This is a genomic window from Novosphingobium sp., from assembly GCF_031424035.1.
GTDB lineage: Bacteria > Pseudomonadota > Alphaproteobacteria > Sphingomonadales > Sphingomonadaceae > Novosphingobium.
The window spans coordinates 1-23,682 of sequence record NZ_JANPGP010000125.1 but is presented as its reverse complement, the minus strand read 5'-3'; the positions used below and the strand labels follow the sequence as shown (position 1 = coordinate 23,682).

The 23,682-nt window shown below is 62.8% G+C and carries 23 protein-coding genes and 2 tRNA genes; 14 read left to right on the top strand and 11 right to left on the bottom strand.

All coding sequences use genetic code 11. The annotated features are described in order from the left end of the window. Nucleotides 1-43: 43 nt before the first annotated feature. From RMO89_RS17135 to RMO89_RS17120, 4 genes are all read left to right on the top strand, one after another. The gene (locus tag RMO89_RS17135) at nt 44-1,429 is read left to right on the top strand and encodes an RNB domain-containing ribonuclease (RefSeq protein WP_310534649.1); all 1,386 of its coding nucleotides are present in this window, start codon (nt 44-46) and stop codon (nt 1,427-1,429) included. Nucleotides 1,430-1,496: 67 nt separating this feature from the next. After that, nucleotides 1,497-1,570 (top strand) — tRNA-Cys (locus RMO89_RS17130). A 44-nt stretch (nt 1,571-1,614) separates the two neighbouring features. Then, the gene (locus tag RMO89_RS17125; protein WP_409035576.1) at nt 1,615-2,592 is read left to right on the top strand and encodes a rhodanese-related sulfurtransferase; all 978 of its coding nucleotides are present in this window, start codon (nt 1,615-1,617) and stop codon (nt 2,590-2,592) included. Beyond that, nucleotides 2,582-3,247, top strand: a complete 666-nt coding sequence (locus tag RMO89_RS17120) for a glutathione S-transferase (RefSeq protein WP_310534648.1) — start codon at nt 2,582-2,584, stop codon at nt 3,245-3,247. The genes RMO89_RS17125 and RMO89_RS17120 overlap by 11 nt, the downstream gene beginning before the upstream one ends. Nucleotides 3,248-3,594: 347 nt before the next feature. On the opposite strand, the gene RMO89_RS17115 is transcribed toward RMO89_RS17120, so the two are convergent. The 4 genes from RMO89_RS17115 to RMO89_RS17100 all read right to left on the bottom strand — a co-directional run bounded on the left by RMO89_RS17115 (nt 3,595) and on the right by RMO89_RS17100 (nt 6,696). Beyond that, the gene (locus tag RMO89_RS17115) at nt 3,595-3,975 is read right to left on the bottom strand and encodes a hypothetical protein (protein ID WP_310534646.1); all 381 of its coding nucleotides are present in this window, start codon (nt 3,973-3,975) and stop codon (nt 3,595-3,597) included. Nucleotides 3,976-4,866: 891 nt separating this feature from the next. Continuing rightward, entirely contained in the window at nt 4,867-5,199 is a 333-nt protein-coding gene (locus RMO89_RS17110; protein ID WP_310534645.1) for a hypothetical protein, read from the bottom strand. Beyond that, nucleotides 5,196-6,434, bottom strand: a complete 1,239-nt coding sequence (locus tag RMO89_RS17105; RefSeq protein WP_310534644.1) for an integrase arm-type DNA-binding domain-containing protein — start codon at nt 6,432-6,434, stop codon at nt 5,196-5,198. The genes RMO89_RS17110 and RMO89_RS17105 overlap by 4 nt, the downstream gene beginning before the upstream one ends. Nucleotides 6,435-6,622: 188 nt before the next feature. Continuing rightward, a tRNA-Gly gene (locus RMO89_RS17100) sits at nt 6,623-6,696 on the bottom strand. Between the two features lie 111 nt (nt 6,697-6,807). Between RMO89_RS17100 and RMO89_RS17095 the strand changes: the two genes are divergently transcribed. From RMO89_RS17095 to RMO89_RS17070, 6 genes are all read left to right on the top strand, one after another. Then, nucleotides 6,808-7,569: a class II aldolase/adducin family protein gene (locus RMO89_RS17095; protein ID WP_310534643.1), complete on the top strand. Its 762-nt coding sequence runs from the start codon at nt 6,808-6,810 to the stop codon at nt 7,567-7,569. 181 nt (nt 7,570-7,750) lie between these two features. Further along, nucleotides 7,751-8,941, top strand: a complete 1,191-nt coding sequence (locus RMO89_RS17090; protein ID WP_310534641.1) for a histidine kinase — start codon at nt 7,751-7,753, stop codon at nt 8,939-8,941. 50 nt (nt 8,942-8,991) lie between these two features. Next, a complete protein-coding gene (locus RMO89_RS17085; RefSeq protein ID WP_310534640.1) occupies nt 8,992-9,801 on the top strand; it encodes a LytTR family transcriptional regulator DNA-binding domain-containing protein in 810 nt (269 codons plus the stop codon). 7 nt (nt 9,802-9,808) lie between these two features. After that, a complete protein-coding gene (gene nadC, locus RMO89_RS17080; RefSeq protein ID WP_310534639.1) occupies nt 9,809-10,672 on the top strand; it encodes a carboxylating nicotinate-nucleotide diphosphorylase in 864 nt (287 codons plus the stop codon). Nucleotides 10,673-10,713: 41 nt separating this feature from the next. After that, nucleotides 10,714-11,145, top strand: a complete 432-nt coding sequence (locus RMO89_RS17075; protein WP_310534638.1) for a hypothetical protein — start codon at nt 10,714-10,716, stop codon at nt 11,143-11,145. After that, nucleotides 11,132-11,845: a ribonuclease T2 family protein gene (locus tag RMO89_RS17070; RefSeq protein ID WP_310534637.1), complete on the top strand. Its 714-nt coding sequence runs from the start codon at nt 11,132-11,134 to the stop codon at nt 11,843-11,845. Before RMO89_RS17075 ends, RMO89_RS17070 begins: the two co-directional genes overlap by 14 nt. Here the strand turns inward: RMO89_RS17070 and RMO89_RS17065 are convergent. Further along, nucleotides 11,842-12,297 carry a nucleoside deaminase gene (locus RMO89_RS17065; protein ID WP_310534636.1) on the bottom strand — a complete coding sequence of 152 codons (456 nt, stop codon included), beginning with the start codon at nt 12,295-12,297 and terminating at the stop codon, nt 11,842-11,844. The genes RMO89_RS17070 and RMO89_RS17065 overlap by 4 nt on opposite strands. A gap of 99 nt (nt 12,298-12,396) precedes the next feature. Between RMO89_RS17065 and rpmB the strand changes: the two genes are divergently transcribed. Beyond that, complete coding sequence (gene rpmB / locus RMO89_RS17060) at nt 12,397-12,681, top strand: 50S ribosomal protein L28 (protein WP_310534635.1); 285 nt, start codon at nt 12,397-12,399, stop codon at nt 12,679-12,681. A gap of 171 nt (nt 12,682-12,852) precedes the next feature. Beyond that, on the top strand, nt 12,853-13,389 hold the full coding sequence (locus RMO89_RS17055) for a hypothetical protein (RefSeq protein WP_310534634.1): 537 nt from the start codon (nt 12,853-12,855) through the stop codon (nt 13,387-13,389). Nucleotides 13,390-13,445: 56 nt separating this feature from the next. Here RMO89_RS17055 and RMO89_RS17050 read toward each other — a convergent pair whose 3' ends face one another. Next, entirely contained in the window at nt 13,446-13,823 is a 378-nt protein-coding gene (locus tag RMO89_RS17050; RefSeq protein WP_310534633.1) for a hypothetical protein, read from the bottom strand. Nucleotides 13,824-13,881: 58 nt separating this feature from the next. Further along, entirely contained in the window at nt 13,882-15,063 is a 1,182-nt protein-coding gene (locus RMO89_RS17045; RefSeq protein WP_310534632.1) for an aspartyl/asparaginyl beta-hydroxylase domain-containing protein, read from the bottom strand. Nucleotides 15,064-15,152: 89 nt separating this feature from the next. Here RMO89_RS17045 and RMO89_RS17040 point away from each other — a divergent pair, with 89 nt between their 5' ends. Both RMO89_RS17040 and RMO89_RS17035 read left to right on the top strand, forming a co-directional pair. Continuing rightward, nucleotides 15,153-16,166, top strand: coding sequence for a hypothetical protein (locus tag RMO89_RS17040; RefSeq protein ID WP_310534631.1), 1,014 nt, complete (start codon nt 15,153-15,155; stop codon nt 16,164-16,166). Between the two features lie 22 nt (nt 16,167-16,188). After that, nucleotides 16,189-17,607 (top strand): sulfotransferase, encoded by a 1,419-nt coding sequence (locus RMO89_RS17035; protein ID WP_310534630.1) that lies wholly within the window; start codon nt 16,189-16,191, stop codon nt 17,605-17,607. An 80-nt stretch (nt 17,608-17,687) separates the two neighbouring features. On the opposite strand, the gene RMO89_RS17030 is transcribed toward RMO89_RS17035, so the two are convergent. The 4 genes from RMO89_RS17030 to xseA all read right to left on the bottom strand — a co-directional run bounded on the left by RMO89_RS17030 (nt 17,688) and on the right by xseA (nt 23,594). Continuing rightward, nucleotides 17,688-20,633 carry a TonB-dependent receptor domain-containing protein gene (locus RMO89_RS17030; RefSeq protein WP_310534629.1) on the bottom strand — a complete coding sequence of 982 codons (2,946 nt, stop codon included), beginning with the start codon at nt 20,631-20,633 and terminating at the stop codon, nt 17,688-17,690. A 384-nt stretch (nt 20,634-21,017) separates the two neighbouring features. Continuing rightward, nucleotides 21,018-21,920 carry a M23 family metallopeptidase gene (locus RMO89_RS17025; protein ID WP_310534628.1) on the bottom strand — a complete coding sequence of 301 codons (903 nt, stop codon included), beginning with the start codon at nt 21,918-21,920 and terminating at the stop codon, nt 21,018-21,020. Between the two features lies 1 nt (nt 21,921). Beyond that, a complete protein-coding gene (locus RMO89_RS17020; RefSeq protein WP_409035575.1) occupies nt 21,922-22,119 on the bottom strand; it encodes a DUF2093 domain-containing protein in 198 nt (65 codons plus the stop codon). Between the two features lie 32 nt (nt 22,120-22,151). Beyond that, on the bottom strand, nt 22,152-23,594 hold the full coding sequence (xseA, locus tag RMO89_RS17015; RefSeq protein WP_310534626.1) for an exodeoxyribonuclease VII large subunit: 1,443 nt from the start codon (nt 23,592-23,594) through the stop codon (nt 22,152-22,154). Nucleotides 23,595-23,682: the final 88 nt, after the last annotated feature.

The window sequence follows — 23,682 nt, the reverse complement described above, 5'->3', positions numbered from 1 at the left end:
GTCCCGCTTGCCGTGCGGCTCGCCGCTTGGCAAGCGGTGAGGGATGAAAACTCTGCGCGATCCCGATTGCCTACTTGCCGATGGGCTGAATGCCATCCGCGAGCAGTTCCAGGTGCCCCCAGACTTCGCGCCGGAGGTGGAAGCGGCGGCGCAAAAGGCGGCCCAGCGCGTGCCCAGCGGTCACCGCGATCGCACCGACATGCATTACGTCACGCTCGATCCGGGCATCTCGACCGACCTCGATCAGGCCTTTGCGATCGAGCCTGCCGGTAGCGACTGGCTGCTGCACTATGCCATCGCCGATGTGGGCTTTTTCGTCGATCCGGGCGATCCGCTCGATCTGGAAGCGTGGCAGCGCGGCACGACCTGCTACCTGCCGGGTGCCAAGGCCTCGCTTTATCCCAAGGCGCTGAGCGAGAAGGCGGCAAGCCTGCTGCCTGACGGTGATCGTGCCGCCACGGTCTTTGCCGTGCGCGTGGCCCCCGATGGCGGGACGCGGCTGGAGGGCGTTGAAAAGGCGCTGATCCGCAGCCGCGCCAAGCTCGCTTACGAAAACGTCCGCGATGATGAGCTGCCCGCCGGGTTTGCCGAAATTGCGGACCGCGTGAAAGCGGCCGAGGAAGCGCGCGGCGCGGCCCGCGTCGACCCGCCCGAGCAAGAGGTCGCGCGCGACGCTTTTGGCCACTTCACCCTGCAACTGCGACCGCAGACGCTGGCCGAGCAGCGCAATGCCACGCTCAGCCTGGCAACCAACCTCGCCGTCGCCGACGCGCTGTGGCAGGCGCAAACCGGGCTGTTCCGGGTGATGCCCGGCGCGAGCGATCACGCCATCGTCCGCCTGCGTGGCACGGCGAAGGCGTTTGGACTCGACTGGCCGGCAGACATGGCGCTCGCCGAATTCGAGAAGCGGCTTAACCCTTCTGACCCGCGCGAAGCCGCCTTCCTGATGGCAGCACGGCGCGGCGGCGGCGGCGCGAGCTATGTGCCCTTCATGGCCGGCGAGAAGCCTTGGCACGCCGCCATGGCGGCAACCTATTGCCACATCACTGCGCCGCTGCGCCGGCTGGCCGACCGCCACGTCATCGCCGCCGCCATGGCCGTCGCCAATGGTCAGCCGGTGCCGGATTTCGCCGCCGATGCCTTCCCGCTCCTGCCCAAGGTCATGGCCAAGGCCGAAGCGCGCGACAATCAGGTTGACCGCGCGGTGGTCGACCTTGCCGAAGCGGTGATGCTTTCGGGCCGTGAGGGCGAACGTTTTGCTGCCGTCGTCACCGATCTGGGCGAGGCCGGTGCGCGCATCCAGCTTTGCGAGCACCCGGTCGTGTCGCGCGTCAAGGCGAACGGCGTGCTCCCTGGCGAGGCCGTGACCGTCCGCCTGACTCGCGCCGACCCGGTGCGCCGCGAGATCGTCTTCGAGCGGATTGCGTGAATCCCGTTGCGCAGGTGCCGCGCTATTGTTAGGGGCCGCCTTCCCGAAAGGGATCGTCTCGGAATCAGGCCCGATGGCGGAGTGGTTACGTAGCGGACTGCAAATCCGCGCACGCCGGTTCGATTCCGGCTCGGGCCTCCATCCGGACGAATTGAGCAGGGCCGCCACGCGGCGATTGGCCAGCCATGACTATGATGCCCCCTCCGACCAACCAGCCTGTCCGCGTTGCCGCGCTTTACCGCTTTGCGCCGCTCGACGATTTCGCCAGACACAAGGCGCCGCTTGAGGCGCTGTGCCGGACATACGGCGTGCGCGGCACGTTGCTGCTGGCGCATGAGGGCATCAACGGCACGATCGCCGGCCCGGACGAAGGCATTGCCGAAGTCGTCGCCCACATCCGCGCCCTCCCTGGCTGCGAAGGGCTCGACGTCAAGTATTCCGCCGCGCCGGCCATGCCCTTCCACCGCATGAAAGTGCGGCTGAAGCGCGAAATCGTCACCATGGGCCAGCCCGGCATCGATCCACTCGCTGTGGTGGGCACCTATGTCGAGCCGCAGGACTGGAACGCGCTGATTTCCGATCCCGGCACGATCCTGATCGATACCCGCAATGATTACGAAGTGGCGATTGGCACCTTTGCAGGGGCGATCGATCCGGAAACTCTGACTTTCCGTGACTTTCCCGAATGGTTTCGTGAGCACCGGGGCGAACTGCTCGGCGAAGGCCCGCCGCCCAAAGTGGCCATGTTCTGCACCGGCGGTATCCGCTGCGAAAAGAGTACGGCTTTCCTAAAGGCCGAAGGCGTGGGCGAGGTGTTCCACCTGAAGGGCGGCATCCTCAAATACCTCGAAACCGTGCCCGAGACCGAGAGCCTGTGGCAGGGCGAGTGCTTCGTCTTCGACCAGCGCGTCGCGGTCGGTCATGGCCTTGCCCAGGGCACTCATGCCCTGTGCCACGCCTGCCGCCGCCCGGTGACTGCGGCCGACCAGACATCGCCGCTTTACGAAGAAGGGGTGAGCTGCCCCGCCTGCCACGCCGAGCGTAGCGACGAGCAGCGCGCGGCCTATCGCGAACGTCAAAAGCAGGAAATACTCGCCACCGGGCGCGGGGAAGCTCACGTCGGTGCGGTGCTTTCGCAACGCGGAGAGGTCGTTGGGGACTGATCCCATCCTATACAGCTTCCGCCGCTGCCCCTATGCCATGCGGGCCCGGCTGGCACTGGCGGTGAGCGGAGTTCGCCATGAGCGGCGCGAAGTGAAGCTGCCGGCAAAGCCCGCCGAAATGCTCGAAGCCTCACCCAAGGGCACAGTCCCCGTGCTGGTCCTGCCCGTTGGCGCGGTGATCGATGAGAGCCTCGACATCATGGTCTGGGCACTGGGGCACAGCGATCCCGATGGCTGGCTGGACCGTCACGACCCTGCGCTCGTCGCGGCCAATGACGGCGGGTTCAAGCATGATCTTGACCGCTACAAGTACCCCGAACGGCATGACTCCGACGCAGCGGCGCATCGCGCGTCAGGGTTGGAATTTCTCGCAACGCTGGAGGCTCGACTGGCGACGAGCGCGAATCTCTGCGACGAATCGGAAGGTCTGGCCGACGCGGCGATCATGCCCTTCGCGCGCCAGTTCTCAGCGGTGGAGCCCGAATGGTTCGCCGCCCAGCCTTTGCCCCGCGTGCAAGCTTGGCTCGGCCGCCACCTCGCCAGCCCGCGCTTTGCCGCGATCATGGAACGACTGCCGCCGTGGCAGCCGGGCGATGCGCCAGTGATGGTCGGAGAAAGCGGCTGGAGCGGTAAGGGGAACCGCGAAACTGCGTGAAAAGCGCGATAATCCGCCATAAATTGATAGGCAATTTCGCAGCATACCCCCAATCATACCCCCAAATGTGATTGATAGGGATCGGTTCAAGCGGCTGGGGCAACGCCCCTCCAGCCATCTTCAGGGCAATGCGAGGCAGTGAATGCCCGCCCGATTCGCCCCGCAAAAGCCGCGCTTTGGGAATTTGCACTGTGGGATTGCTCTTTTAGTGACGGGAACGCTGGGATTTCGGGAACGGCCCAACTAAAGCCATGTATTGTCGCTCTAAATCGCGTTCCCACAAATCCGCAAACCTGTTCCCCGCCTTTCGCCAGGGGAACAGGCCGCACGTTTGACCAGCCGCGCGCTTATCGCTGCAATTCGTTTCGATAGTAGAGGCGCAGCGTTGGCACTGACACGCCCAACAGCTTGGCAACCTTGGCTTGCGTCATTCCGCCATCGATCGCGCGGCGCACAATGATGCGCGTTGCCGATGTTGGCGAATGTCGCCGCCGTCCCATGGGCGGATTGGCCAGAGGGCTGGGGAAGTAATGTGTAGCGAGTGTGCTGGAGCAAATGCCTAAGGCTTGCGTTATTTCGGCCCACGTCGCCCCCGCCGCCTTCATCTCGTTTGCAAGCAACATACTCTCCAGCGTTGGCACATGACGCGGAATGCCGCCCCGCTGGCGAGCTGGCTCTATGTGCTGCTCGAAAAGGGGCAGTTGCCGGACGGCTAAGGGCTTGGGCATTACCGCTCACCCTCAGGCCAGCCGAATGGATCTAGGTTTTCACCCGCTGCGCTATCGTTATCCCAGCCCGGCGCGGCTAGCCAGGCATCGGGTTCCGGGCCTTCATCAGGCTGGCCAAGGTCGTTCGCATCCCATTCCAATATGGTCGCTCGAATAGTGTAGAACCGTGGCGTTTGATTGCCCAGCCCACCGCAACGCGAACAACCGCATCAGATGGCAAGCCGTGCAGCTTTTCTAACAAAGGGTAGAATTCGCTGCCTTCTGGATCAGGCTGGGAATGGTCCGCCACTACCCCAGCTCACCGGCTGGAAGGGGCAGGGGGGTGCCACACGCGCGCGGATTTTCCCGACTTGGGATCGGGCAAATCTGTTCCCCTGTTCCCAATGTCGCCCGATGCTTTGGGAACAGGCCAGCGCGCTCCAATGGCGCAGTGTTCTGCCTGACTGACATAGACTGTTCCCTTGTTCCCAATGTTCCCTTGCAATTCATAACTCACCGAAAGCCGCTCAATAAGAGGGAAATTAATCCGCCGGAAATCCGGCCTGTGGTCACGATCGCAAACCCGCCGCCCGATGGCGCTGGAATCGAGCTGGCAGGACCGTCCAGGCAAGGCGCTGCGCCGATTTGACGGGCGAAGGCCCCAGCCGCTCGCCGGGCCTCTTCCTGCCTGCCAGCTCTGCCGCCCTTCCGAATAATCGCAGAGCCGGGAAAAAAGTCCCCGGATGAGAGGGACGGTGGTCAAGCGCCAGGTCTTGCGGCTGGACTTTCGACCACCCCCCTGCCGCCTCTGCCCAAGTCGGCTGGCCAGCGGCAAGTCTCCCATGAAATGCCGCGCGCGTGTGGCTCCCCCGTCCCCCTCACCCGGCGCGCGATTGCCGCTTCGCGGCTGGCTCATTCCTTGTCCGATCGCCAAGGCCGCTTGCTGAAATCACATACCGCTTCCCATGCACGAAGGTGTCTCGGATTGCTGGGATCGAACGGAGGCACATCGGCCCGCAGCTCAAGCGATTGCTCCTGTCGCTCCCTTTCCCGTTCACCAGGAAACTTGAAGGGGAACGCCACGGGCTGGCTGGCGATCAGCTCTCGCCTTGCCATCATGTGGGCGCGACGTTCCGCAGCTCGCCCTGAATGTTGCTGGACTTGCCGCGCTGGAGCGGTCGGCAGAATGACCACGTTCGCCGGGCAGGCCCGGCGCAGCTCTCGTAATGACGGGGTGCGCTTCATTTCCCGGTCCCTTTCGCTCGATTGATCGGCACAACGTCCGCGCCTTGGCGCAGCGTATCGAGGTGGTCGCTCCACCATTGGGCCATAGAGACGCGCTCTTGCCAATGTGCCCCGCGCGTATAGGCGGCGCGCACCTTGTCAGCCTCGCCATGGGCAAGCGCCCGCTCGATTGCGTCGGGATGCCACTTGCCGCTTTCGTTCAGCAGTGTCGCCGCCATGGCCCTAAACCCGTGTGCCGTCATTTCATCGCTGGCATAGCCCAGCCGCCGCAGGCCCGCGTTCAAGGTATTCTCACTCATCGGGCGGGCACGGGTGCGGACAGAGGGAAAGACATAGCCAGCCGGGCCAGTGAGGGCGTGAATTTCCCGCATCAGCTCCACAACCTGCCGGGACAGGGGAACGCGGTGGTCCTTTCGCATTTTCGTTTTTTCGGCCGGAATGGTCCACAACGCGCCGTCCAGGTCGACTTCTTCCCATCGGGCATGGCGCAGCTCGCCAGGGCGCACAAAGACATGGGGGGCGAGCTGGAGCGCCAGCCGCGTAAGGCCAAGGCTTTCGTAACCGTCTATGGCGCGCAGCAGCTCGCCCACCTTCACCGGCTCAAGGATCGCCGCATAATGCGTTACCTTGGGCGTTGCCAGCGCCCCGCGCAGATCGCGGGTAGGATCGGACGCCAGCCGCGCAGTCGCGACTGCATAGCGGAATACCATCCCGGCAAGCTGCAACGTCCGCCGGGCGCTCTCCAGCGTTCCCTTGCCTTCGATCTTGCGGACAGCCGCCAGAATGTCGCTCGGCTCGATCGAACCGATCGGCAGGCTCCCCAGGGCGGCATTGAGCCGGGACAGCAGGTATTCGCTGCGCTTGGCCGTCGCGGGTGCCCAACCGTCATGCCCGTCCTTTTTCCGCTTGGCGCAGTATTCGGCAGAAATGATCGCAAAGGTATTCATGGCCTCTGCCCGCTGGCGCACCTTGGCCCGGCGCTTTTCCCGCGATGGATCTTTGCTGGCAGCGATTTGTTCGCGGGCCTCATCGCGGCGCTTGCGAGCATCGGCCAAGCTCACTTCAGGGTAGGCCCCAAAGGCCATGAGCTTTTCCTTGCCGTCCACCCGGTATTTCAGCCGCCAGAGCTTTCCGCCAGCGGGCGTGACAAGTAGATAGAGGCCCAGACCATCAGCGATCTTGAATGGCTTGGCTGCCGGTTTCGCTTGCCGAATCGTAATATCTGTCAGCGCCATGGCCAGCCCTCGCATACCCCCAAGGCCGCGCCTCATACCCCCTGCCAATCTGGCCTGCCCCCAATCATACCCCCATCAGGAGGCGGCTAGATATGGACGCGGGTGAACGTGTGCGGCTTGATTTCCGCTAAATACCGTGATTTTCAGGGGATTGTCCAGACAGATACGGACAGCTATAATTCGGAACGTGGAGCGGGTAAGGGGAATCGAACCCCTCTAGCTAGCTTGGAAGGCTAGTGCATTACCACTATGCTATACCCGCTTGTCCGGCGTGCCGGCAGCACTTGGCCGCGTGCCGGGCGCACTGCCATTGGCGCGGCGCGAGGTCAACGATTTTGAACGCGCTCCAGCGCGACGAGAGGATGCAAAGGCCATGGCAACACCGCTTCACCGCCCGATCGAATGCAGCGCCGAGGAATGGGAGGCGCGCCAGCAGCTCGCTGCCTGTTACCGGATCTTCGACCTGCTTGGCTGGTCCGAATCGATCTACAACCACATATCGCTGACCGTCCCGGGTGAGGAAGGCGCCTTCCTGATCAACCCCTTCGGCCTGCTTTACTCCGAGGTTTGCGCTTCGAATCTGGTCAAGATCGACATTGACGGCAACACGCTCGATGGCAGCGCCTATCCGGTGAACAAGGCCGGCTTCACCCAGCATGCCTATTTCCACCGCCATTTGCCGCAGGTGAAAGCGATCTGCCACGTTCACACGACCGAGACGATGGCCGTATCAAGCTATGAACACGGCCTGCTGCCATCGAATTTCTATGCCTGCGCCTTCGTCGGCCAGATCGGCTACCACGATTTCGAAGGTGTCACCGTCCGCGGCGAGGAAGGCGAACGGCTGCTGGCTAACCTTGGCCAGCACAAGATCCTGATGCTGCGCAACCACGGCCCGGTGGTCATGGGCAAAACGGTGCCCGAGATGTTCTTCACCATGTGGGCCTTGCAGCGCGCCTGCGAGATTCAGTGCGCCACGCTGGCCATGGGCAAGCCGGTGCTTGTGCCTGATGAGGTGCTCCACGTGCACCAGCGCGACCTTAGCCAGGTTCAGCTGCCCGGCGGCCCCGGCGCGCCCGACTTTGCGGCCTGGATGCGCAAGGTGGACCGCGTGGACCGGAGCTGGCGGGACTAGGGTGAACCTGTCCTACATCGGCTCGACATGTCATCCGCAATGGATGACCGAAAAATGCCCATATCCGCACTCCTTTTCAGCAACTTCTGGCAAGGTGACACGTTACCCCTGGACTGTGTCCAGTGTGTCCAGTCCATGCTGACTCTTCCCCTTCGCTTCCGGATTCCCTAGACCCGATTTCATGGCCGTCCTGCCGATCACCCCTGCGCCGTTCTTCGCCAACAAGAACCAGGCCTTCTGGCGGCTGCAGGCTATCGGCTGGGGCGGGGCGATGCTGCTGCGCGCCATGTCGTCGATTGCCGGCGGGCAGGAGTGGTCGTTCCTCGTCTTCGTCGCGATCGAGGCGGTAACCGGCTTTTCGATCTCGCTGATCCTCTCGGTGATCTATCACCAGCTGATCAACCGCAGGCCGCTGGTGACCTGGGGCGTGTCCGCGCTGGTACTACCGCTGGCAGTGATGCTTTACGCCTTCATCGATGCCTGGGTGTTCAGCCTTGGTCAGACCGACGGCAACACCAATTTCGCCCGCCTGCTGATCGGCGTCTTCTACCTCAACGCCACGTTGCTCGGCGCATGGTCGGCGCTGTATTACATGATCAACTTCTACGTGCAGATCGAAGAGCAGAACGACCAGATGATCCAGCTGGAAAATCAGGCGACCAGCGCCCAGCTGGCCATGCTGCGCTACCAGCTCAACCCGCATTTCCTGTTCAACACGCTCAATTCGATCTCCACTCTGGTCCTGCTCAAGCAGACCGAGCCGGCCAATGCCATGCTCACGCGGCTATCTTCGTTCCTGCGCTATACGCTGGCCAACGAGCCGGCTGGGCGCGTGACCGTGGCGCAGGAAGTGGAGACGCTGAAGCTCTACCTCGATATCGAACGGATGCGTTTTGAAGAACGGCTGCGCACCCGGTTCGAGATCGAGGACGCGGCAAAACCGGGCTTGTTGCCCTCGCTGCTACTCCAGCCGCTGGTGGAAAACGCCATCAAGTACGCGGTCAGCCCGCAGGAGGCCGGGGCAGAAATTACCGTCACCGCGCAACTCGTCGGATCAGCGCTTCGCATCACCGTCTCCGATACCGGTCCGGGATTGCAAAGCGGCGGTATCGACAACAGGCTCGCCGGCGTGACATTCGACGGCGGCGAACAGGTATCGACAGGGGTTGGCCTCACCAACACGCGCGACCGGCTGGCCCAGGCCTATGGTTCGACGCACCGGTTCGAGATCGTTGATCCGCCCGAGGGCGGCTTCAGCGTGCTGATCGAAATACCTTATGAGGAGCGCGAGGCGCCAGCGCCGTTTGCGAGTGTAGGGGCGGGCTCAGGGCCAAGCGCGGGAACGCCACGCCTTGCCGTTCCGGCCGGTTGACCCCACATGGGACATCTAAAAATTCGGGGGCGTTTGGAAAAAGGACTGCAATGACCATCCGCACCATTCTGGTCGATGACGAAAAACTGGCGATCCAGGGGCTCATGCTCCGGCTCGAAAAGTTTGCCGATGTCGAAGTGATCGAAACCTGCTCGAACGGGCGTGAAGCGATCCGCAAGATCAAGACCGAAAAGCCCGATCTGGTGTTTCTCGACATCCAGATGCCCGGGTTTGACGGGTTCTCAGTAGTCAAGGGCGTGATGGACATCGAACCGCCATTGTTCGTCTTCGTCACCGCCTACAACGAATATGCCGTGCGCGCGTTCGAGGCGAATGCCGTCAATTACCTGATGAAGCCGGTGGACGAAGACAAGCTGGCCGACACGCTTGACCGCGTGCGCACGCGCCTTGCCGAAAAGCGTTCGTCCGAAGAGGCGGAGAAGCTCAAATCCGTGCTGGCCGAAGTCGCGCCCGACGCGATGGACGCCATGCCCGAGGAAGAGGACCCTAATGCCGGCCACGGCGCGGCCCGCTTTGAAAAGCTCATCAACATCAAGGATCGCGGGCAGATTTTCCGCGTCGATGTCGATTCGATCGAACATATCGAGGCGGCGGGCGATTACATGTGCATCCGCACGGCCGACAACAGCCTGATCCTGCGCGAAACGATGAAGGACCTTGAACGCCGGCTCGATCCGCGCGTTTTCCAGCGCGTCCACCGCTCGACCATCGTCAATCTCAACCAGGTCCGTCAGGTCAAGCCGCACACTAACGGCGAATGCTTCCTCGTGCTCGAATCAGGCGCGCAGGTGAAGGTCAGCCGCTCCTACCGCGACGTTGTCGCGCGCTTTGTGCACTGAGGCAGGGATGGGGGCATTCACCGTAGAGGGGTTCGACCTCGAGGCCTTCGTGTGCGGCACCCTTGCCGAGGATCTTGGCGAGGGCTGGCCGGGCGGCGGGCACGATGTCACCAGCGAAAGCGTGATTCCCGCGGATGCGCGCTTTTCGGGCGTCATGGACAGCCGCGATGCCATTGTCGTCTGCGGGCTTCCCATTGCTGCAGCGTTCTTCCGCGCGCTCGATCCCGCCATGGTGATCGAGATTCTGCACGAGGAAGGCGCGGAGGTGCCCGCCGGGACCGATCTCTTGCGCCTGTCGGGCAATGCGCGCGCGATGCTCACCGCAGAGCGCTCCGCACTCAACACCGTGCAGCACTTGTCGGGTGTGGCCACGATGACGCGGGACTATGTCCGAGCCATGGGTGAAACGCGCGCCGTGCTGCTCGATACGCGCAAGACCATTCCGGGCCTGCGCCATCTTGAGAAATACGCCACCCGCACCGGCGGAGCGCAGAATCACCGGCTGGGCCTGTGGGATGCAGCGATGATCAAGGACAACCATGTGCTTGTTGCGGGCGGCGTTGGCGAGGCTGTACGCCGCGCCCGGGAAGCTGGAGTTGCCCGCATCATTTGCGAGGTCGATTCGATCGAACAGGTCACGCCCGCGCTCGAGGCCGGGGCGAATCACCTGCTGCTCGACAATATGACTCCGCCAGAACTGAGCGCCTGTGTCGAACTCGTGGCCGGCCGCGTGCCGTGCGAGGCATCAGGCGGGGTGCGGCTCGACACCATCGGCGCGATTGCCGCCACCGGAATCGATTACGTATCGGTCGGCCGACTCACCCAGAGCGCCCCGGCCGCCGACATCGGCTTGGATTTCACACCGCTTTAGGGCAAACATTGCGTCATCGAACGCAATTCAGGGGTTTAGCAATGCGTCCGGCATCCATTGTCACATTCGACCGGCTGTACCTGGTCGCCACCGGCTTGGGGCTGGTCAATTCGTTCATGTCGATCGAACGCCTGCAGGCGCGGATCGAGGCCATGCCGCAATTTCGGGCCATCGGCTTGGGTTCCGGGGTCATTTACGCCTCGATCGCGGCGGGCGCAGCGATCTCCCTGCTGTTGTGGTTTGCTGTGGCCTACAAGCGCAGCGCGCTGGCCAAATGGATCCTCGTCGCCTTCACCGCGCTCGCCATCCTCAACTTGCCGAGCGCGCTGCGCCAGCTGGGTTCAGGCGGGCTGGGCGTGCTGGTCAGCGTAGCGGTAGAGGCGCTGCGAATCGTCGCGCTGACGTTCCTGTTCCGCGCGGACGCCAAGGCCTGGTTCGCCGGGAGCGACCTAGGCACCGATGCCGACGCCTGACGGCGTGATGCGCGCCTTGGCCTATGCGGCGGCGCTGGGGCTGCCCGGCAGCGCCATGGCGCAGGCCTATCAGTGCCGGGTACCCGATTCGATCAGCCAGCCCGAACCCGCTCGGCCTGACGGACCCAGCCGGACCACCCCCATCGGCGGCTTCATCCTCGCGGCAAGTTGGTCGCCCGAATACTGCAACGCCTCTCGCGGCGCTTCGGGTTCGATGCAGTGTTCGGGCAAGGCCGGGCGATTCGGCTTCATCCTGCACGGCCTTTGGCCACAGTCGCGCAGCGGGGCGCCGCCGCAGTGGTGCGGCACGGGCGCGCGGCCATCGCTCGGCGAAATCCGCCGCAACCTCTGCATGACCCCCTCGCCGCAATTGCTCGAGCACGAATGGGCCAAGCACGGCAGCTGCATGGCACCGGCCCCCGACGCCTATTTCTCGCAAGCCCGCGAGGCGTGGAGCCGCATCGCCTGGCCAGACGGCAATCAGATGTCCCGACAGCGAGGATTGACCGTGGGGAGCTTCCAGGAGGCCTTCAGGGCCGCGAACCCCGGCTGGCCCCGCAACGCGATTGCATTGCGGCTGTCGCAGTCAGGCTGGCTGCGCGAAGTGCACCTGTGCTTTGACGCGCGGCGCAAGCCTGCCGCTTGCACCCGCCCCGGTGCGCCGGACAGGCAGGCCATGAAGATCTGGCGCGGGAATTAGCGCCGGTTGCGAAAGAAATCGCGCAGCAGGTCACTCGCCTGCGCCTCGCCCATTCCCGAATAGACCTCAGGCCGGTGCAGGCACTGCTTCTGATCGAAAACCCGCGCTCCGTGCTCGACCGCTCCGCCTTTGGCATCCGGCGCGGCGTAATAAATCCGGGCGATTCGCGCGTGAGCGATGGCACCGGCACACATGGCGCAGGGTTCAAGCGTGACCCACAGCTCGCAGCCATCGAGCCGTTCGTTCCCCAGCGCCTGCGCCGCGGCGCGAATCACCAGCATTTCGGCATGGGCGGTGGGGTCGCAAAGGCCGCGCGGGGCGTTGTGGGCGGCGGCAATCACCGATCCGTCCTTGACGATCACCGCGCCGATCGGCACTTCGCCCGCAACCACGGCTTTCCCGGCCTCTGCCAGCGCAAGCGCCATCGGTTCGGGAAGCGGCCAGCGGTTCATTTGCCCGAATTGGCCGGGATAACTTGACCATACAAGGGTGAATCGGTAAGGGCGCGCCTTCATCCGGAAACGGCACAACGATTCAAGCGAGAAACTCACATGTCCCGCATTTGCGAACTGACCGGCAAGGGCCGCATGACTGGCCACAACGTCAGCCACGCCAACAACAAGACCAAGCGCCTGTTCCTGCCCAACCTGCAGAACGTCACGCTGATGTCCGAAGGCCTTGACCGCAGCTTCAAGTTCCGCGTTTCGACGCAGGGCCTGCGTTCGGTCGAACACGTTGGCGGCCTTGACAACTGGCTGCTGAAGACCTCGGACGAAAAGCTTTCGACCACCGCGGTCAAGGTGAAGCGCGAACTGAAGAAGAAGGCCGCGGCCTGATCCTTCACGGTTTGTGAACGCATCGGGCGTCCGGTTTTCCGGGCGCCTTTTTGCATGGGCGCGGCCTATTATCAGCAACCCAGCGCAGGCGGGCCCAGCGCAGGCGGATTGACGCTGCGTCGCGCTTCTGCCAGCCATTCGTGCATATCATCTGTTGCTGGGGGAAATACCGTGGCCAAAACCGCCCGTGTCGCGTTTTATTCGCTTGTTTTCGCGTCGCTGAGCGCTCCCGTCGGAGCGAAGGACAAGGACAAAGATCTGGCCACCGCGCCGCCAGCGATTTTCCAGGGCGTGCTCGATTGCCGCAGCGTTGCCGATGCAGCAGCGCGCCTCGCCTGCTTCGACAAGTCAGTTGCCGTTATGGCCGATGCGACCGCAAAGAAGGACCTTGTAGTCATCGACCGCGCGACGATCCGCGAAACCAAGCGCGGCCTGTTCGGCATCAGCCTGCCAAGTATCAAGATCTTCGGTGGCAACGACGATGTCGAGGTCAACCAGATCGAATCGACCCTGACCTCGGCCCGCTCAAGCAGCGATGGCTTGACGGTCTTCCTGCTGGCGGATGGTTCACGCTGGAAGCAGACCGAGGGGCGCTACACCTACCCCAAGCCCGGGCAAAAGATCGTGGTCAAACGCGGTGCGCTCGGCGGATTTTTGGCCAATGTCAACGATCAGCCTGCGGTAAGGGTGATGCGTCTCGCTGACTGACATCCGGTCACCGCTTAAGTCACCTAAAGGCTTGATCGCGGCGGTTCCCGACATCTTCAGAAGTCCTTTCCACCGATCGGCCCCGTGGCGGAGGGGTGATCTGAAGCGCCGAATTGCCGCGTCCGCGCATCGTTGAACGCACCCACTGCATCGTTGCTGCTGGGGCGGGCCAGCCGCGCCCACTCGCCGCGCATCCGGCATGTGGTGCGTAAAACGATCGATCCGGTTGACTCGGTTTTCAAGCACACGATGTAAGTGGGATCGGTAGGTTTCAGGCCCGCATTGTGGGACCGAATCTCATTGGATTTCATCTTGATCGGCCCAGGTACGACCTCAAGCGGCTTAACTACCTCGGGCGCAGCGACTGCTGCGGCGGACAATGCCAGCGCGGGTAACCCCAAGACGACGAAATTCATGATAATATGCATGGTCATGCACCTCTTGGAGCTTGTGGGCGCAGATTATGCGTGAAGAGGCTGGTCCGCAAGCTGTTCAAGCCAGCAGAGAGGTCCCCTGGAGTGCTGCGTCAGCTGCGGCAAAATAATCCAGCAGGGCCTTCCTTTCGCCTTCGCTGAGGTGGGGGTTCCAGGCATCGATGATCAGCACTGCGCGGCGGCGATCACTGGGGTTCAGAGCTTCATGATCGATGGTATCATCAAATGCGAACGCCTTTCCTTCCACCCATTCCCGCGTCTCGTTGCCGACACGGAACCAGCAACCCGGCGGAATATCAAGTGCGAGGTGAATGATCGTCCGGGTATTGGTAACGCCGGTGTGCGGCGGGATATGGCTGTGTGGTTCGAGCATCGAAAAGAATGCGTTGGGCGCCCTGCCGGGAATACGCGCCAACGGAAGCGATTCGAGAAGCGCTGCCGTCTGGGGACAGCGGTCCGTAACTGCCAGGTTCTTTCTGCCGTATTCCCACAAGAAACAGGCCGCCCAATCGAGCGAACCATCAAGCCCGGTCCAGGTACTCTCGGGTGTTCCCGGGTCCATTTGCACATAAGGCCGGATTGTCCCGTCCGGTGCTTCCAGCAGCGCCTCCAGTTCCGCCTTGATCGCGCCGTGATGTGCTTCCAGCTCGTCAAGCCACGGGAAATGGCGGCGGTCGAAATACTCGTCCTGGGGCAGGAAGGGATAGAAAGTTCCCGCACACTTGTTGTGATAGACCTGACGTTTGCCCATCGCCGTGTCGACGAATGCGCGCAGGCGGCGGTTCTCGGTTTCATCCCAAGACGCCGATGACTTGCCCAACGCCTGATCGACTCGTTCGTAGAGCCGCGCCTGCAAGGCTGCGCTATAAACTAGGCCAGCATCTAGTTCGCTGGCCACATGCGGCACCAGATTCGGCATCTGCGCGGCGAGTTGCTGAACGCCACTCCAGGCCGCGAGCGCCCTCGACTCTTCGCCTAGCCTCTGCAGGAGTTGTGCCATTCGCAAGTTGGCGGTGAAATCCGTCCGGTCGACCGCCAGCGCTCGCTCAAGCGCGGCTTGCTCAGCCTTGGCGTCACCAGCAAGCCTGCACGCATGAGCAAGGTTGATCCACAGAGGCAAGGCTTCGGGGTCGGCCTGCGCAGCGTGCTTAAACGCCTCCACGGCTTTGGTGGCATCTCCCGCTCGCAGCGCGGCCATGCCAGCGGCGTTCGATTCCTGCGCAAGCGCCGGATTGCTCATGGTTTGATCCTCTTTTGACCTGATTATTGCAGTGGTGTTGCCAGAGCAAGTGAGTTGCGGCGACAGTCGCGTGGGCTTAAGGTTGAGGCGTGGCCGATTTCTCCTTTTTCCTCGACGATCCTGAATGGCTGGCGCACCGCTTCGTTGAAAGCGATGATGCGTTCCGCTTCCTGCGAGTTCCGCGAGAAGATCACGCGAAATTGGCGTTCCTGACAGACGAATGCCTTGGCAGCCGCGAAACGAGCCCCGAAATCCCGGCGGCTGAGTGTTTGACACAGGACGATGCCGCGCCGGTGCATTTCTTGTTCCATTCAGCATTCTGCGGATCGACGATGCTGATCCGGGCTCTGTCGCAGAGCGGGATCGCTATGGGGTTGAGCGAACCACAGGTATTGAACGACGTGGTAGGTTTTCGTCGGCGCGGTGCGGAGCTGCTTGCAGTTGCCCGCGCGACCGACGCTGCCACCCGCCTGCTGGGTCGCCCGTTCGCGATCGGCGAGGTGGTAATCGTCAAGCCCTCGAACATTATCAATCCAATGGCACGACTACTCCTCGGTTTGCGAAAGGATTCCAAGGCGCTCTTTCTGCACGCCCCGCTCGAAACCTTTCTTGTTTCGGTGGCAAACAAGGGGATGCATTGCCGCATCTGGGTTCGAGAACTGCTGTTGGGCTATCTGCGCGAGGGTGTGCTGGAAGGCATGGGATTCATGCCTGACGACTTCTTCCGCCAAAGTGATTTGCAAATTGCCGCAGTAGGCTGGTTGGCGCAGCAACGCCTGTTTGCCCAACTTGGGGGAGAAGTCGGTACACGCCTCGCAAGTCTGGATGCGGATTTGATGATGGCCGATCCTGCGCAAGCGCTCGACGCTGTATCGACTTATTACGGACTCGATCTCGATATCGCGGCAGCCTTGGCTGGCCCGGCATTTACCCGCCATTCAAAATCGGGCTTGGCTTATTCTTCCGAGACACGCCGAGCCGATTATGAACGGGTGAGGGCAGCCCATGACGAGGAGATCACTATGGCGTCAGCATGGGCGCGGGTCGTGGCGGAAAGGGCAGGCATTAATCTCGCCGCGCCCAACCCCCTGTTGAACGGCTAAAGCCGTGCAGAGCGCACCTGATGTGTCCGAACTGCGCCGGAGCTTTGGCCTAGCGCTTCGGGCGCAAGACTATGGCGCTGCGGCCCAAATCGGAGAGCGGCTCGTTTTTGCAGATCCGACCCAGCCTGTGGTCTGGTTCAACCTGGGCTACAGCATGCGTATGGTGCGCCTGTTCGAGCAGGCGCTGGAAGCCTACGGTCAGGCAATTGCCTATGGCCTGGACCGCCCCGAGGACGCGCATATCAACCGGGCGCATATCCTGATCGAGCATCTTCAGCGTCCTGAGCAAGGGCAGACCGAGCTTGAGGCCGCACTCGCCAAGGATCCGGCGTCGCTTGGAGCCTTGCTGAGTCTGGGACAACTACATGAAGATTCCGGGCGGGCGCAGCAGGCGGCGGCAGCTTACCAGCATGCGCTCGACGTCTCTCCCGGCTGTGGCCGGGCATTGGCGCGGCTCGCCAGTTTGTCGCGCATGGGAGGCAATGCGCAAGGCTCGATCGAGGCGCTGCAAGCGGCAATCCCCAATCTTGCGCCTGAGAGCGACGATTTTGCCGAAGTCGCGATGGCACTAGGTCAGGCTCATGAAGCTGCCGGGAATCACCGCGAGGCTTTCGAGTGCTTTGTTAGGGCCAATGAGGCCGCGAGAAGCTCCTTGCCGCCTAGCCTGCGATATGTCGAAAGTGCTGCGGAGGGCTTCGTGCAACGGATTCTGGATGCAGAAATTCCGTCCATCTCAGCTCCATCGGCCCCTTCACGACGCAGTCCGATATTCATCTGCGGCATGTTCCGGTCGGGTTCGACCCTTCTCGAATCAGTCCTTGCCCGTCATCCCCGCGTTGCAGCGGCCGGAGAGCTTGAGAGCTTGCCCGCGCTCGTTGCTCGCCTGAATGGCTACCCGGAGGCCGTGGCCACGTTAGGCGAAGTTCAATTGAATGCCATGCGGGCGGCCTATTGGGCAGAGGTCGACTCGGTCGTGCCAGGAGCTGAAATCATCATTGACAAGCGTCCCGACAACTTCCTGCATCTTGGCTTGATTCGCCGCCTGTTTCCCGACTCCCCCATCCTGCACACGGAACGCAACCAAGACGATGTCGCGCTTTCAGTGTTCGGCAACCTGTTCGGGCCCGCCGTTTCTTATGCGTCCCGTTGGAGAGATATCCGCCACTGGCAAGGTATGCATGGTCGCATCATGGATCATTGGCGGCAGGCATTCGGCAGCGCAATTGCCGATGTTCCTTATGAGGAGCTGGTCACCGACGTCGAGGGTGTCATGCGCCGGGTTCTCGCGTTCTGTCGTCTGGAATGGTCCGACACCTTATGCTCCGCTGATTACGGTCCGGCAGGGGTGCGAACACTGAGCCAATGGCAGGTGCGAGACGCGGTTCACAAGGGTTCTATTGGCCGGGCGGCGGCTTTCCGGGAGTTCCTGCCCAGCGAGTAATTGCTTTTATAGATTTTACTGCGTGGACAAAAAAAGGGGCGGCCTAAGCCGCCCCTTCCTTATTTCTGCTTCAGTCCAGATCAGAACTTGAGCTTGGCGCCTGCCGCAAAGCGACGGCCAACCGCGTCGTAGCTCGACGGGTAGGTGTTGCCACTGTTGAACGAGGTCGAACCGGCAGCCGAACCCACGACCGGGGGCTGCTTGTTGAACAGGTTCGTCACAGCGAGCGTCAGTTCGAAGTTGTCGCCGATCGAGTACTTCGTCGCGAGGTCGAAGTAATCGTAAGCCCCGATGTGGTTGAAGTCCACGCTCCGGCCCGCGAGAGGCGAGCTGATCGATGCATTTGCGTTCTTGATGGTGCCCTTGAACAGGTTGCGGTTAGTAGCAGTGAAGCCACGGGCCGCAAAGTCCGATGCCTGTCCTTCATACTGAGCAGCCGACGTGTGACGCCATGCGAGCGACAGATCGATGGCCCCAACAGTCAGCGTGGTGCGCTGGAACCACTGCCACTTGGGCTGGATCGAGGCGCAGTTGGCGCTGTAGTAACCCACGCATTCCCGATCGAAGCTGGTTGGCGTAGCCTGGAACGTCGAATGGTTGGTCCAGTTGCCGCCCAGGCTCAGGCTCAACTTGCCGAAGCCGAGATCCGTGCGATAGTTCGCCGTGAAATCGACGCCGTCGGTTGCCAGACGGCCAAGGTTGGACAGCGGGGTAGGCAGGCCCGGCGTCGTCGCGGAAGAACCGCTGAGACGGCCGGTGGTCGGGTTGCGGCGAATGCCGGTACATGCGGCAGACGTCGCTGACGAGGCAGTGAGCGTGCCGAAGCAAGCGGCAATCACGTCATTCGGCGTCGGCGCACTGACCGCACCCGTGATCTTGATGTTGTAGTAGTCAACCGTGAGGGTGAGGTTCGACAACATCGACGGCGCAAGAACGACACCGAAGGTATAGCTCTTCGCAGTTTCCGGCTTAAGGGCCGGGTTGCCGCCGCCATACGAGTTGGCCTGGCCTGCAGCCGGGTCCTGGATCACGCCAATCGACGCAGCCGGTGCACCCTGCGCAAGGCAGACTGCCTTGAGGTTGGGATTCGAGTTCGGGGCAGCGCCCGCGCACGGATCAGCACCGAGGTTCGTAAGGCCCGTAGAAACCGGTGCGAACAATTCAGCGATGTTCGGTGCGCGCACCGAGTGCGAATAGTTGCCGCGGAACTTGATGTCGGGGATCGGTGACCAGGTCAGACCGGCCTTCCAGGTGGTTGCCGAGAACTTCGGGTCACCAGCAGCATCAATATGATACCACGACTGGCGGATACCGGCTTCAAGCGTCAACTCATGGAAGAACGGCGCGTCGGAAATGATCGGCATGTTAACTTCGCCAAACAGTTCCTTGACGTCGTAGCCACCCTTGACCGGCGGGATTGCGCCACCGGCACCGCCGAGTTCACCCGGAACCTGTGCCAGGGCATCCGGCTTGGTTTCCGACGTGTACTTGCGATATTCGCCGCCGATTGCAACGTTGATGGGCTTGTCTGAGAAGAAGTTGCCAAACTCGGACGAAACCGTGCCGTGCACCTGGCCGAGGCTCGCGTCACGAGCGATCGTGCTGGTGATGCCGCCGATGTAAGAAGCCATTGCCGGCGTGATGCTGCCCGGAGGGCCGAACAGGTTCAGCGGAACGCAAGTGCCACCAGCGACGCAAGTCGTCGGCGTTGCGAGGTTCAGGGCGTTAACAACGCGCGAAGTCGAAACGTAGTTCTTGCGAGCCTGGGTGTTGGTGCTCTGGCCATATGATCCCCAAAGGTCATACTGGACCTTTTCGGTGATGTTGCCACGGACACCAGCGCGGTAGTCGAACATGTCGGTGACATATTCGTCGATGCGCGGACCGACTTCGACCGAGCGCCGATAGACGGCACCCAGCGGGATGGCCGTGCTGGTGTTGCAGGTTGCACCCAGCGGAATGCCGGCCTTGCCGCAAAGCTGGTCGCGGATGGTTGAGTTCAGGAACGGATTGTTTGCCTGGATCGTCAGTTCTTCGCCGAAGATGCCCGAAGGAGCAACGATCGAAGCGACGGTGTTACGCGAGAACATGCCACGCGTGTAGACTTCGACCGCATCCGAAATCTCATAACGCGCGGCGCTGTAGATGTTGTAGCGCTTGAACGGCGTCACGAAGACGTTGTACGGGTTGAAGTTGAAGGGCGCATAAGGCGCAACCAGGTTGGCACCCGAGCCGGAAACCTGAAGGTTTTCGTCAGCAAAGCCAAACGTCGTAGGGGTCGAAGTCGGCGAAGAACCCGAAGCGACACCGCTGGTCGACGAAACACCAAAGATCGAGATGTCACGGTCGCCCTGATAAAGCGCGTCGCTGGACTGATAGCCTACCGACAGGACTGCGTTGCCGCGGCCGTCTTCAAAATTGGCGCCCAGCGTGAGATCGGCGTGCCAGCCGAAGCCATCACCCTTTTCGGTGATCTGGGTGCCCATGGAGAGCTCTGCACCAGCAAAGTTCTTGCGGGTGATGAAGTTGACAACGCCCGAAACCGCGTCAGCACCATAGGTGGTCGAAGCGCCGCCCGTCAGGGCATCGACACGCTGGATCAGCGCGAGCGGGATGTTGTTGAGATCGACTCGGCCAGCAGTGCCCGAAGGAACGATGCGCGCGCCGTCCAGCAGAACAATGTTGCGGAACGAGCCCAGACCACGAAGGTCGACATAGGAAGCGCCGCCGTTGCCGTTGTTGACGTTCTGGCCGACGTTCGGAACCGCGCCAGGGATCTGGCGCAGAACGTCTTCTGCGAGCGTCACCTGACGAAGGCTGATTTCTTCCTCGCCAATCACCGAAACCGGCGACGTCGAGACGACGTTGGGATTCTGAATGAGCGAGCCGGTAACAACGATTACGTTGCTATCTTCGGGTACAGCTTCGGCAGCATCCTGCGCGAAGGCTTGGGTGCTGAGAAGCGCGAGGCCGAGCACGACAGGTGCCGAGCCCGCCTTCAGAGCAGAAAGAGTGGTTTTTTTCACAGTCCAGTCCCTTTGTTTCACGGTCACCTGGCGGCTCATCCGACAGGCTTCCGGTGCAATCCCGGTGAGTGGATAGGGAAGCTGCCCCCTGTCGCCAAATGGCTACGCGCAGCTATCCCAACCGGGAAAGATGGGGTTTATTGGCGGAAACCCGCGGTATCAGCAAAGATTTTGGTTGCGGGCGAAAGCAGATTCCGCCGACCTGTGGCCATTCTACAACAAGACCGTGACTGGAAAGGCGAGGGCCTTGGCGGTGCAATTGGCGGCAATTGTAATTTTCTTGCGTCTTTACCCTGAATTGCGGCATTTATGTTCAGGCGATACGTTAAACTTTTCAGTTCGTTTCTGAAACTTGTTATGGTCCAGGCGATGCGCGCGTGCACCTCAGGGTTGCGACGACACGAAAAGCAACGGATCCAGTTTCGCGTCGCGCCACTTGATTGCCCAGTGGAGATGCGGCCCGGTGGCGCGTCCGGTGCGCCCGACCCAGCCGATGACTTGCCCCTGCCGTACATGGTCGCCCGACCGAACGCCGAGCCGTGAGGCGTGCAGGAAGGCGCTCGACAAGTCGGAGCCGTGGTCGACGATCAGCAAGTTCCCCTCAAGCGTGAAGGGCGTGGCTGCCGCCAGCACCACCACGCCATCGGCGGGCGCCATGAAGGGTGTGCCCTCGGCCCCGGCAATGTCGAGGCCGCCGTGGTATGATCCCGGCTTGCCCTGATAAATGCGTTGCGAACCAAAGCGCCCGCGGATGGCACCGCGCAGGGGGCAGGCAAATGGCTGCCGCCAGCCCGCTGCGTCTGTCGATTGCGCGCGGGCACCGCCGATCTGCGCGAGCTCTGTGGCGCGCCGGCGGGCGAATTCGGCATCGGCCATGCCGCCGGGCCGATAGGGCGCGTTGACGTATTCGATCTGCCAGCCGCGCGGCGCGATGGCGAGCGCTTTGCGGACGGTCGGCAAGTCCCCCCGGCGGGCGACAAGCTCGCTCAAAGGCCCGGAATCACGATCGAACGCGACAAAGAAACTGCCATCGGGTTCGACCTCGACGGGACTTCCCGACAGCGCCAGCGAGAGGGTTCCGGCTGGGGCGAAGCCGCGCAGCCAGCCGCCCTGGACTTGCTGGCCAGTGAGGGAAAAGTCGCTGGTTTGGCGTACCGGCAAAGGCATCGCTTTTGCCTCGGAAACGGCGGAAACCTGTGCCACGGCCGGCGCCATGTTGAGGTTGCAGCTCCCCATTGCGAGCATGGTCAGGCCGGCCAGCGAGCCGAGCCCCGTCGCCCGCGCCATGTCAGCCGTTTTCCGCAAGCCGCTTTGTGGCAAGGGCACAACTGGCATAGGCTTCCTGGTGCTCGGCGCTCCAGTAGCGGAGCACCTCTAGCTGGATCAGTTCGCCGGAAACCGCGCATTTCACGTGGGTTCCGGGCGCGATGACGCGGAAGCCATTGGGTTCGTAGCGCAGCACGGCGAGGCGTTCGGAGGAGGACATCAGCATGGGTTCCCGTTAGCGCCTTCAGCCGGTCAAAGCAATTTCGGCTGGTCGGGATTCGCTCTCGCCTGCGCCGGCTTGGGTGCAGGACGGGGCGGCGGGGCGCTGTCGGAAACCGGTGCGACGGATACCACTCCATCGGCAAAATGCAGGCCCAGCGCCACCTCTCCACGCGCCGCCTCAGCCGTGGTCAGCGTGCGCCCCGAAGCCCCCGTAACCCGCGCATATCCGCGCTTTAGCACGTTGTCAGGATTGAGCGAGGCCATGACCCGGACGGTCCCGGCCAGCCGATCGCGGGCCGCTGCGATGCCGCGTTCGACCAGTGCCGGGTACAGGCGCAGCGCGGCGAGGCGTTCGGCGGCGCGGTCGCGGCGGGACAGGAGCAGCGGGGCGGATAATTTGCCTGCAGATTCAGCGAGTTTGTGCCGCGCGAGGACGATCCGGTCGCCCAATCCGCGGCGCAATTTCTCCCCCGCTTCGTCAAGCTGCTGCGCTGGAAGGGCCAACAATGCGGTCGGTTGCGGCAGGCGCTGGGCCCTTGCCTCGAGCCGTTCCCGGCCCAACTGCAACGGCCTTGCAACGGCCTTGCGAGCCCGCAGCGCCAGTTCTGCGAGGCTACCCGCAAGGTCCGCACGCACCGGCACGGCCAGTTCGGCCGCTGCCGTCGGCGTTGGCGCGCGCAAGTCGGCAGCAAAATCGGCCAGCGTGGTATCGGTTTCATGCCCGACAGCCGAGATCACCGGGATCGGCGATTCGGCAATCGCGCGGACCACGACCTCTTCGTTGAAGCACCACAGATCCTCGATCGACCCACCGCCGCGCGCGACGATGATCACGTCGGGTCGCGGCACGGTGGAGTCCGGACCCAGTGCGCCGAACCCCCGCACCGCCGCCGCCACCTGTTCCGCCGCGCCCTGTCCCTGGACCAGCACCGGCCAGACGATCACCCGGCTCGGCATCCGGTCGGCGAGGCGGTGGAGGATGTCGCGGATCACTGCGCCGGTGGGCGAGGTGACGACGCCGATGACGCCGGGCAAAAATGGGATCCGCCGCTTGCGTTCGGGCGCGAACAGGCCCTCCGCCTCGAACCGCGCCTTGTTCTTCGCCAGCAGCGCGAGTAGCGCGCCTTCGCCGGCGATCTCCATACGTTCGATGACGATCTGGTAGTTAGAGCGCCCCGGATAGGTGGTCAGCTTGCCGGTGGCGATCACCTCGATCCCGTCCTCGGGCCGGAAGGCGAGCCGCTGCACGGTGCCGCGCCACATCACCCCGTCGAGCCGGGCGCCTTCATCCTTGAGCGCCAGATAGAGGTGCCCCGAAGCCGCCAGTTTCACGCCCGAAAGCTCGCCGCGCACCCGCACATAGGCGAAGCGTTCCTCCACCGTGCGCTTCAGCGCCGAGGAAATCTCGGTGACCGACAAAGGCTCGGCGTTGCTGGACCGGCCTTCCTTCGCTACCAGCCCGCCGGAATCCATGGAATCTGTATCGAAAGACGAGGGCGGCGACATGAATATCCTGCTGATCGGAAGTGGCGGCCGCGAACATGCGCTGGCGTGGCGACTG